This window comes from Desulfofundulus australicus DSM 11792 (genome assembly GCF_900129285.1).
Lineage (GTDB): Bacteria > Bacillota > Desulfotomaculia > Desulfotomaculales > Desulfovirgulaceae > Desulfofundulus > Desulfofundulus australicus.
The window spans coordinates 162953-171630 of record NZ_FQUW01000005.1; the positions used below are offsets into that span (position 1 = coordinate 162953).

General features: G+C 54.3%; 13 protein-coding genes. 5 read left to right on the forward strand and 8 right to left on the reverse strand.

Going from position 1 to position 8678, the window contains the following annotated elements:
* Positions 1–23: 23 nt before the first annotated feature.
* The 5 genes from BUB44_RS01650 to truD all read right to left on the reverse strand — a co-directional run bounded on the left by BUB44_RS01650 (position 24) and on the right by truD (position 5106).
* Positions 24–614 carry an indolepyruvate oxidoreductase subunit beta gene (locus BUB44_RS01650; protein WP_027355663.1) on the reverse strand — a complete coding sequence of 197 codons (591 nt, stop codon included), beginning with the start codon at positions 612–614 and terminating at the stop codon, positions 24–26.
* Positions 611–2425, reverse strand: a complete 1815-nt coding sequence (gene iorA / locus BUB44_RS01655) for an indolepyruvate ferredoxin oxidoreductase subunit alpha (protein WP_073162666.1) — start codon at positions 2423–2425, stop codon at positions 611–613. The genes BUB44_RS01650 and iorA overlap by 4 nt, the downstream gene beginning before the upstream one ends.
* Before the next feature lie 225 nt (positions 2426–2650).
* Positions 2651–2968 carry a cupin domain-containing protein gene (locus tag BUB44_RS01660; protein ID WP_027355665.1) on the reverse strand — a complete coding sequence of 106 codons (318 nt, stop codon included), beginning with the start codon at positions 2966–2968 and terminating at the stop codon, positions 2651–2653.
* 146 nt (positions 2969–3114) lie between these two features.
* Entirely contained in the window at positions 3115–3864 is a 750-nt protein-coding gene (locus BUB44_RS01665; RefSeq protein ID WP_027355666.1) for a pseudouridine synthase, read from the reverse strand.
* 81 nt (positions 3865–3945) lie between these two features.
* On the reverse strand, positions 3946–5106 hold the full coding sequence (gene truD, locus BUB44_RS01670; RefSeq protein WP_073162668.1) for a tRNA pseudouridine(13) synthase TruD: 1161 nt from the start codon (positions 5104–5106) through the stop codon (positions 3946–3948).
* A 213-nt stretch (positions 5107–5319) separates the two neighbouring features.
* Between truD and BUB44_RS15295 the strand changes: the two genes are divergently transcribed.
* Positions 5320–5484: a hypothetical protein gene (locus tag BUB44_RS15295; RefSeq protein ID WP_165610987.1), complete on the forward strand. Its 165-nt coding sequence runs from the start codon at positions 5320–5322 to the stop codon at positions 5482–5484.
* A complete protein-coding gene (locus BUB44_RS01675; RefSeq protein WP_073162670.1) occupies positions 5477–5923 on the forward strand; it encodes a YkvA family protein in 447 nt (148 codons plus the stop codon). The genes BUB44_RS15295 and BUB44_RS01675 overlap by 8 nt, the downstream gene beginning before the upstream one ends.
* 25 nt (positions 5924–5948) lie before the next feature.
* Here the strand turns inward: BUB44_RS01675 and BUB44_RS01680 are convergent, their stop codons facing one another.
* The gene (locus BUB44_RS01680; RefSeq protein ID WP_073162671.1) at positions 5949–6704 is read right to left on the reverse strand and encodes a sporulation protein; all 756 of its coding nucleotides are present in this window, start codon (positions 6702–6704) and stop codon (positions 5949–5951) included.
* An 84-nt stretch (positions 6705–6788) separates the two neighbouring features.
* On the opposite strand from BUB44_RS01680, the gene BUB44_RS01685 reads away from it, so the two are divergent.
* On the forward strand, positions 6789–7001 hold the full coding sequence (locus tag BUB44_RS01685) for a hypothetical protein (RefSeq protein ID WP_073162673.1): 213 nt from the start codon (positions 6789–6791) through the stop codon (positions 6999–7001).
* 128 nt (positions 7002–7129) lie between these two features.
* Here BUB44_RS01685 and BUB44_RS01690 read toward each other — a convergent pair whose 3' ends face one another.
* Positions 7130–7585 (reverse strand): type II toxin-antitoxin system VapC family toxin, encoded by a 456-nt coding sequence (locus BUB44_RS01690; RefSeq protein WP_027355672.1) that lies wholly within the window; start codon positions 7583–7585, stop codon positions 7130–7132.
* Positions 7578–7880 (reverse strand): type II toxin-antitoxin system Phd/YefM family antitoxin, encoded by a 303-nt coding sequence (locus BUB44_RS01695; RefSeq protein ID WP_027355673.1) that lies wholly within the window; start codon positions 7878–7880, stop codon positions 7578–7580. Before BUB44_RS01695 ends, BUB44_RS01690 begins: the two co-directional genes overlap by 8 nt.
* 175 nt (positions 7881–8055) lie before the next feature.
* On the opposite strand from BUB44_RS01695, the gene tnpA reads away from it, so the two are divergent.
* Complete coding sequence (tnpA, locus tag BUB44_RS01700; protein ID WP_073162675.1) at positions 8056–8382, forward strand: IS66 family insertion sequence element accessory protein TnpA; 327 nt, start codon at positions 8056–8058, stop codon at positions 8380–8382.
* Positions 8376–8678, forward strand: a 303-nt coding sequence (gene tnpB, locus BUB44_RS01705; protein ID WP_073162677.1) for an IS66 family insertion sequence element accessory protein TnpB, incomplete at its 3' end; no start/stop codon positions are given. The genes tnpA and tnpB, both read left to right, overlap by 7 nt.

The following is an 8678-nucleotide window of genomic DNA, read 5'->3' on the forward strand; positions in this document are numbered from 1 at the left end:
AGTTCGGCAGCTTTTAAAGCCATTTAATACACCCCCATGGCCCGGCGGCCTATTTCAAAAGCCTTCCGGTTAATATCCCTGTACCGGTTGGGCACGGTTTCCAGCACCGCTTCCAGCAGCCCCTCCGGGGTGAAAGGAAGGCCGGGAAAAGTCGACAGCGCCCCCAGCATTACCACATTGGCGCACCTGATATTTCCCGCCTCCCTGGCCAGGGCGGAAGCTTTCAGAAAACACACCCCCGGCAGTTCTTCCTCCAGATATCTCCTTATATCCTGAACCGGGTAGCGGGATAAACCCGCCGAAACGGAAGTGGGCATAATTACCTCGTCATTGACAATGGCCCTGCCCCCGGCGGCAAGTTTTTTCAAAGCCCGGGCCGCCTCCGCCAGTTCAAATCCCAGCAGGACATCGGCCCTGCCGTCCGGAATCAGGGCGCCCGCCAGCCTATCCCCCACCCGGACATGGCTCACCACGCAGCCTTCCCGCTGGGCCATGCCTATAGTTTCAGAAGTTCTGACCTGCCACCCGGCTTCCATGGCAGCTCTGGCGATCACCCGGGAAGCCAGAACCGTTCCCTGGCCGCCCACTCCGGCAATGACCAGGTCAAATTTCACAGCTGCTCCTCCTCCTCGATGGCACCTGCCGGGCAAACCTGGGCACAGACGCCGCATCCGGTACATTTTTCAGAAATACTTATCCTATCTTCATCATCCCTGTTCAGAGCCGGGCAGCCAAAGCTTTCCACGCAGGTCAGGCATCCCACGCAGGTTTCCGCATCCACCCGGTAGCGACCGCCCGGCCCGGTCAGAGCCACGCACTCCCTGCGGGCGATGACCACAGAGGGACCTTCATGTTCCACCGCTTCCCTGGCGGCCTGCATGACTTCCCCCAGGTTATAAGCATCCACCTGGAGGATGTGCTCCACACCGCATCCCCTGACCAGCCCGGCAATATCTATTTTTCTGGCCGGGTCGCCGGAAGCTCTTTTACCAATTCCCGGATGGGGCTGGTGACCCGTCATGGCGGTGGTACTGTTATCAAGGATCACCAGGGTGATGTCGGCATTGTTGTAAACCGCGTTGATCAGGCCCGTCACCCCGGCATGAAAAAAGGTGGAGTCGCCCAGAAAAGCCACGTGCTTGCGCCCCCGTTCCACACGGGAAAGGCCGGAAGCTATGGTAACGCTCGCCCCCATGCACAGGCAGGTATCAAGGGCGTTCAGGGGTGGAACAACCCCCAGGGTGTAACACCCGATGTCCCCGGTAAAGACCGGGTCGTAATCCTTCAAGGCTTCCCGGAAGCCATAGAAAACCGGCCGGTGGGGGCACCCCGCACAAAGGACCGGGGGCCTTAAGGGCAGCTCGGGAACGGGGTGGACGGCACCCGCAGCCCGCTTTTCTTCCTCCAGGCCGAAAAATTTCCGCAGGGCGGCAGCCACCCTGTCCGTATCCAGCTCCCCTTCCCGCGGTACCAGCCCGTCATTTTTGCCCGCCACGGCCAGCGGTAATTTATGGCGCCAGGCCAGGTGGATTATCTGGTCCTCCACCACCGGTTCCTGCTCTTCAACCACCAGCACCCGCTCCATCCGGGACAGAAAATCCAGCACCAGATCTCCGGGCAGCGGGTAGGGGGTCCCTATTTTCAGGAGGGATGCCTCCAGGCCCAGCATTTCCAGGGCCTCCAGCACGTAATTGTAGCTCACACCGGAAGCGACAATGCCGGTTTTCCCCTTAATTTCGGCCCGGTTAAAGGGCACACTGTTAAACAAAAGGGCCATCTCCTCCTGTTTCCGGTTGAGCCAGATATGTTTTTTATAAGCCAGGGCAGGGAGGATCACCCACCCCGGATTTTTTTCAAAGCGGCACTGGTTTCTGGCAGCAGGCAGGGGACCCAGGATAACATCCTGGCAAACGTGACAGGTTCTGGTGGTGGGTCTGAGGATCACCGGCAGCCCCAGCCGCTCGGAAATTTCAAAAGCCGCCACCGTCATATCCTTCGCTTCTTGAGGGGTGGAAGGGTCCAGGACGGGCAGACCGGCGAAATGGGCGAACTTTCTGGTATCCTGCTCGTTCTGGGAACTGTGGGGCCCCGGGTCGTCCGCCACCACCAGAACCAGCCCGCCCTTCACACCGATATAGGCCAGGGTCATCAGGGGGTCCGCCGCCACATTCAGTCCGACCTGCTTCATGGTCACCATGGCCCGGGCTCCGGCGTAGGCTGCCCCGGCCGCCACTTCCAGGGCTGCTTTCTCGTTAACCGACCATTCGACATAAAAGCCATAGTCCCGGGAAAAGCGGGCCAGGGTTTCCAGGACTTCCGAAGAAGGGGTGCCGGGATAACCCGCCACCACCTGCACCCCCGCTTCCACCGCCCCCCTGGCGATGGCCTCGTTACCCATCAGGAGCATTTTTCCAGGAACTGCCATTAAATGTGCCTCCCCAGTGGCCAAACTGGATGTCGCAAGATAAAAATAAAAAACCAACACCCGATGAGTGTTGGTTTGCTCAACCCCATCCACTCATCTCGGCTCACCTCATCTCAACTCTTTTCCATTGGCTGTCTCCAAACAGGTACGCATCCGAAATATGCCTGGCAAAATGCTATCACGCCGGAAGAAAATATGTCAAGAAGATTTTCAGGCCATCTTTTTTTACGCGGTTGGAAGCTTCCATACCAGCACGTGAAATTCCTGATCCGGTGCCGCCTTTAATCCGTGGGGAATACCCTTTGTGCTGTAGACGAGTTCACCCTCTTCCACCGGCGATTCATCTTCCCCAATTGTGATTACCCCCCTGCCCCGGGTCACCTGAAAGACCACATTTTGCGGCGTTACATGGGCTTCTACCACTTCGCCCGGCTTCAGCAGCAGGTTCATGATGACAAGACCGTCTCGTTCCAGCACCTTCCTGGCACTTACCCCCCGGGGGTTAGTGGATACCGGTAATTCCGAAATTTTAATTACTTCCATTAAAAAAACCTCCCTTACAGCACCCGGATTAAAAATTGACCGGAGTTATTTTAACTACCCGGCTGCCATTTTAAACAATGGTACTGCACTCATTTTCAGGGAAGATATTAAATGGCTCACGCCGCAGTTGTGATATTGATCACCATTTATTTACCGGATGATCTGCGGACCCATTCCCGAAGCATTTTTATTTCCTCTTCCGTCAATTCACGATATTCCCCGGGCTGCAGGCGCTCATCCAGCACCAGGGGTCCCATGGCAATACGTTTCAAATAAACCACTTTCTTGCCCACGGCTTCAAACATGCGCTTCACCTGGTGGTATTTCCCCTCGTAGATGGTCAACTCCACCCTGGATTCCGGCCCGGAACTGAGAATTTTTAATTCGGCGGGCATGGTCCGGTAGCCGTCGTCCAGGATCACTCCCCGGCGGAAGGCCTCCACATCGGCTTCCGTCACCACCCCGCTGATAATGACATAATAGACTTTGGGCACGTGTTTTCTGGGTGAAAGTAACTGGTGGGCCAGTTTACCATCGTTGGTAAGCAAAAGCAGGCCCTCGGCATCTTTGTCCAGCCGGCCCACCGGAAACGGGTGAAAGAAACGATACTCGGGTGGAAGCAGGTCCACCACCACCTCGGCAAATTTATCTTCGGTGGCCGAAAGAAAGCCCTGCGGCTTGTTGAGCATTAAAAAAATATGCTGCCTGTACACCACCGGCTCCCCGTCCACCTCGATCTGATCCCGGCCGGGCAAAACATGGAACCCGGGGTTACCCACCGGCTCCCCGTTAACCGTGACCCATCCCTCTTTAACCAGCTTCTTAACCTCATTACGGGTACCAAACCCCATATGGGCCAGCACTTTGTCCAGGCGCTGGCCACCTTTCCCCGCCATTTTCCTCACCTCACCGCGTATTCTGCCAGTGGCATCTCAAAAGCATAACCTCCCGGCCCATCCCCGGAGTATTCCTGCTCCTCAGGGCATGGTCAACCTTTTGATGAGCATCGTCCCGTAGCTCCCGCGCGGCAGCCTGAAGAACAGGCGGATTTTCTGCCTGCCGGGGTAAAGGTCATCGGGTTCCGCAGGCTCCAGGCGCAAATCGCCGGGAAAAACTATGGCCTGCCTGGGGGTGGACTTGAAAAAGGCCTGCCGCACCTTGCGGAGGTTAAAACTGCTGCGCCTGATGCCCCTTTCTTCCAGGATGTCCGCAAAGAGTTGCTCGGTACGGGCATCGGGAAATTCCATGCGGCTGGCGGCCAGTGGAAGGGCAAGGGACTTTAAATAAGCCAGTTCTTTTCTTTCCAGGCGCCGGTAAAAAAGATAGGGTCCGGCCACTCCCGGAACGGCCGCGAGATTCAGGTTCATTTCCTGCAAGATCCTTCTCAAAAGCTCGTTAAACAGAAAGCTCTGGTAGGCCGAAAAGAGAAGCGAAAGCTCTTCCCGGGGAATCATCTGCAGCGCCTCAACAAAGGCCTTTGGTTTCTCCGCCAGCAGGGAGAACATTTTCATCTCCATGGTGGTTTTGGCACGGGAAAGGCAGGCCGGCCAGTCACCCCAGTGTTCGCGGAAAAAGCGTTTCCGTTCCCTGGCCTCTTTTTTTTCTTCCGGGTAGATACCGGTAAGGTATACCTGCAGGCTGCCGTTATAATGCTTTTTCAGCAGCCTCTCGGCCATGAAGCCCATCTGGCGGTCCATGCTGCCGAAACGCTGGTCATCATAGTAATTGGGATAGCCGAAGCCCCTGACCTCATCCACCCGGCGGGTGATGCGGGATACCTCTTCCGCGCTGAGGGCGCGGATGGTGATGGCAAACTCGTTTCCCTCCAGCAGATCGGGCCCCATGGGCCTGTCCATATAGCCAATGCTCTGGAAGAAAAAGTTTTTGTCCCCGGTGGTTAAATTGGCGGGATGCTTAACCGTAACGTACTGAAAGGTATGGGCATGCCTGTCCTTCAATCCCCCGTAAGCAAAAAGGCGGTAGGGAAGGCCGTGTGCCTTTGCCAGCCGGATCAAAAGATCGATGGTGTTCCATCCTTTCTTTTCCAGGAGATAGAGCCGGTAAGGCCCCCTTTCCCGGAGAGGAAGACGGGCCAGCTCCCTGACCACGAAATCCTCCGGGATCACCTTCAGCTTCATCGTCCCCGAACTCTCCTTGTCTTCCTCTTAGCCCTTCTTTATGTCTCTTTATATTTACCACAACCGGGGAGCTTTGTAAAATGCCTGTCCGGCCGGTGCCGGGTCCGGAGGAGCTCCAGCGTGGAAAAGATGTGCGTATGCCCTTACCCATCATGCACATACTATGGAAGGTATATCAATCCGTTCTAAATTCTAAATGTGGAGAGAACGAACATGGCCAGGAAAAGAGAAGGGCTTACTACGCGGGACCTGGTGCTGCTCGCCCTGAAAGAAAAAATAATCCGGCATGCGCCGGAAGAACAAGGTTTTCGCCATGGACACGGAGAAAAAGTCTTTTCATGGATTACGTTAGCGGGGGGTCTGCCGCGCTATGGGTGAAGTCAGGAAGAGAGAAATCTTTGAAGTGCTCAAGAGGATGCCCGCCTACTTCAGGCTTATTTACGGGCTGTACAGGGATAAGGATGTTCCCCCCAGGGCCAGGCTGTTCTTAGCCCTGGCCCTGACCTATAATATTTCCCCGGTGGACCTGATCCCCGATATCATTCCGCTGGCCGGACAGTTTGACAACGTCCACTTCACCTTAAAATTATTACGGCGTTCCCTGAAGGCTTGCCCCGAAGAGGTATTGAAAAGACACCTGGAGAATACCAACCTCTGCCTGGATTATCTGGAAAGAGATATCCTGATCTCGGGGCAGTTGATGAAAGGCTTTGGCCGTGCTGCTTTAAACGTATCCCGCAGGACCGCCGGCTATATTTTGACCATACCGTTTAAAATGGGAAAAGCCATCTTCAGGCTGGGGAAGATGATAAAGTAACCCCACCGGGCCGGGAAATTACCGGTTAAATAATCTTCCGGTACTCCCTTTCAATAATATTCCTGAGCATTCCAGCCAGCCCGTTTACACTGTCCATTTCACTGTAAGGGATGGTAAACCGGACAAATCTTTCGTCCAGGTCCAGCTCGTCCAGAAGGGACCCGAAGAGGCCACGGGCCTTTTTGTCGATCTGCATGACCACCTCCAGTTCCCTCTCCCCGGCCACGGGATAAACCTCGATTTCATCCAGTTCCCGGACAAAATAAGTGGTCGGACGGTACTCAAACTCCTGGAAGCGGCCGTTGTAATCGCCGGAGCCGCGCTTTTCCCGGAAACCCAGGGCTTTCAGGGCTTCAAAGAACATTTTGAATTCCCTGTTGGGCACTATTTGAATGGGGTCATGGTCAACCGGGTCAATGGCCTGGGGTATGTCCAGCCCCGTCTGGAGGAAGTACCTGGTCCGGCCCCTGGAAATGGGCAGGCCGAAGGGGATCTGGAAACTCACCGGGTAGACCCTTTCCTCCCCCGGGCGGACCACCATTTCCTCCCCCACCCTAACGGTACCGATGGTCCGGCGAATGTTCCTGGTCTGATCCCCGGCCCTGTACGCCGAGGAGAGGACAAGGTTGATGTAGATCCCGTTCACCCGCTGCTCCACGTTCCCGCCCTGGATCCTGATGGCCCCATTCAGGATCCCGCCCAGGGGGACCGCAGTCCCCGCCACCTCCAGGTCCACCCTGGCAGAACCAATGCCAATGCTGGCCAGAAGTTTGGTAAGCATAATACACCTCCGATAGAATTTGGAAAGCTGAGGTAATGAATTCGCCGGGCAATGGGGAAGTCCTTTTCAGGAAGAAACACTGATATGCTTTTAATAGACCACGACCATGCTCGGGTGCGCACAAAAATAATCCGGCTGCCTGGCCGGATCATGTTGAGCATTGCCAGAGGATTTCATATTTGTGCGGCCAGCCAGAGCAACTCCCCGTCAGGCCAGACTTCTTCCAGTGGCAATTCCCTTGGCTGGATAACCAGTTTTGTTGCCTCATCCAGATTCTCCCTGGATATGACCGGATAAGCAATCTCAAGAATACTCATGAACGAAATATAAATATTGCCTTACCTGAGAAAGCCTGTCCAAATACCTCTTCGATCAGGTCAGCTCCTGGTTTATCCTGGTAACAGGTCATGGGGATTAAATACCGGTTAATTTAATTCCTTTAAAAATCTCACATATTTCCTTCGCCCGTTCAGGAGATTGACCAGCTTTTCATCCGCCGTCCAGAATTCACATGTTTCCCCGGTTCTCCTTTCCACCACCTCAGCAACCGCCAGAAAAGCTGCATCGTAAAGCGTAGGCATATCGAAGTGGCGACTAATTTTCCAGGCCAGATCCATTATCGAGTCATCATTAAAGTACTCTATCCCGGGAAATTGCCGGAACTCCAACCACAGATCGTCCGCTTCCTGAACAGCCAATTCCCCCCTTCTACGCTTCTTTCTCAGAACAGTTCCTATTTCGGCCCAGGCGAATGCGGGCAGCACAATGAGCTGCCCCTGGTCAATGATCCTTTGCAATAATAACGTAGCTTTATCGCTATCCTCCTCCTGAATGAATAATTTGATCAAAACCGAGGTATCCAGGCAGATATAGTTACTCATGGCGGTTCAACCCCTCCCGAAGTTCACGGATCAGTTGAACCGAATCACCCCTTACACCCCCCTTCTTTGCCATCTTAACCCTTAACTGAAGTATCCTGTCCAGGCTTTCTTTTCTGGTTTGAGTCAACAGGTCCATCTCATTCAACTTACGCGTCTTCTCGAATGTTTCAGCATCCACCAGGTAAGCAACCGGCTTTGACCTCTGGAGGATAACCGCCGGTTCTTTTGTGCGAATTACTTCCATCAGAATCTCGCGGATGTTCCTCCGGATATCTGTCACATTCACTATATGCATTGCTATCACTCCCAAATGTGCTTTTGATTATAGTATAACCGGTTGGGAGAGTGATCGCAACACAACCCGGCCCGGAACTTCCGTAAGCGTCAAACACAACCCACCTTGGCACAATACCCAAGTTTAAGGGATAATCTTCCTCAAAAAATAAGCTCGATGAGGAGGATTTTTTCTTATGACCAAAGCCGAACGGGAAGCGCTATGGGAAACCCGAATAGCCGAATACAAGATGAGTGGGCAAAGCGTCAGAGAATGGTGCGCCGCCCATGAAGGCATCAGCCCCAGGCAGTTATGGTACTGGCTGCGAAAGTTTAATGACCGGAACGGAGTTACCCCAGGAAAATCAAACCGGTGGTTGCCGGTGGAAATAAGCAACCAGTCATTTATAGAAGAGGACCATACTTTACTGGTCAAAATAGGACCGGCCAACATCGAGGTTAAACCCGGCTTTGATCCAGCCTTGCTTTCTCAGGTAGTTAAGGTGCTGGTAGCGTTATGCTAAATGAATTTAGTATCAACCGGGTTTACCTCGCCTGCGGTGCCACCGATTTGCGCAAGTCCATCGACGGGCTGGCCGTGCTGGTCAAGGAAGGGTTTGAGCTGGACCCCTTCTCTTCCTGCCTTTTCGTCTTCTGTAACCGGCAGCGGGACAAAATTAAAATTCTCCACTGGGACCACAATGGGTTTTGGCTCTATTACCGCCGGCTGGAGAAAGGTAAATTCCCCTGGCCGGAAAGAAGCACTTCTTCAACTATTGCCATTAGCCGCCGGGAACTGCGCTGGCTGCTCGACGGCCTA

Coding starts and splice junctions, on each gene's coding strand:
- iorA (WP_073162666.1), bottom strand. CDS start 2,425: ATGGCAGTTCCTGGAAAAATGCTCCTGATGGGTAACGAGGCCATCGCC.
- BUB44_RS01660 (WP_027355665.1), bottom strand. CDS start 2,968: ATGGAAGTAATTAAAATTTCGGAATTACCGGTATCCACTAACCCCCGG.
- BUB44_RS01665 (WP_027355666.1), bottom strand. CDS start 3,864: ATGGCGGGGAAAGGTGGCCAGCGCCTGGACAAAGTGCTGGCCCATATG.
- truD (WP_073162668.1), bottom strand. CDS start 5,106: ATGAAGCTGAAGGTGATCCCGGAGGATTTCGTGGTCAGGGAGCTGGCC.
- BUB44_RS15295 (WP_165610987.1), top strand. CDS start 5,320: ATGGCCAGGAAAAGAGAAGGGCTTACTACGCGGGACCTGGTGCTGCTC.
- BUB44_RS01675 (WP_073162670.1), top strand. CDS start 5,477: ATGGGTGAAGTCAGGAAGAGAGAAATCTTTGAAGTGCTCAAGAGGATG.
- BUB44_RS01680 (WP_073162671.1), bottom strand. CDS start 6,704: ATGCTTACCAAACTTCTGGCCAGCATTGGCATTGGTTCTGCCAGGGTG.
- BUB44_RS01685 (WP_073162673.1), top strand. CDS start 6,789: ATGCTTTTAATAGACCACGACCATGCTCGGGTGCGCACAAAAATAATC.
- BUB44_RS01690 (WP_027355672.1), bottom strand. CDS start 7,585: ATGAGTAACTATATCTGCCTGGATACCTCGGTTTTGATCAAATTATTC.
- BUB44_RS01695 (WP_027355673.1), bottom strand. CDS start 7,880: ATGCATATAGTGAATGTGACAGATATCCGGAGGAACATCCGCGAGATT.
- tnpA (WP_073162675.1), top strand. CDS start 8,056: ATGACCAAAGCCGAACGGGAAGCGCTATGGGAAACCCGAATAGCCGAA.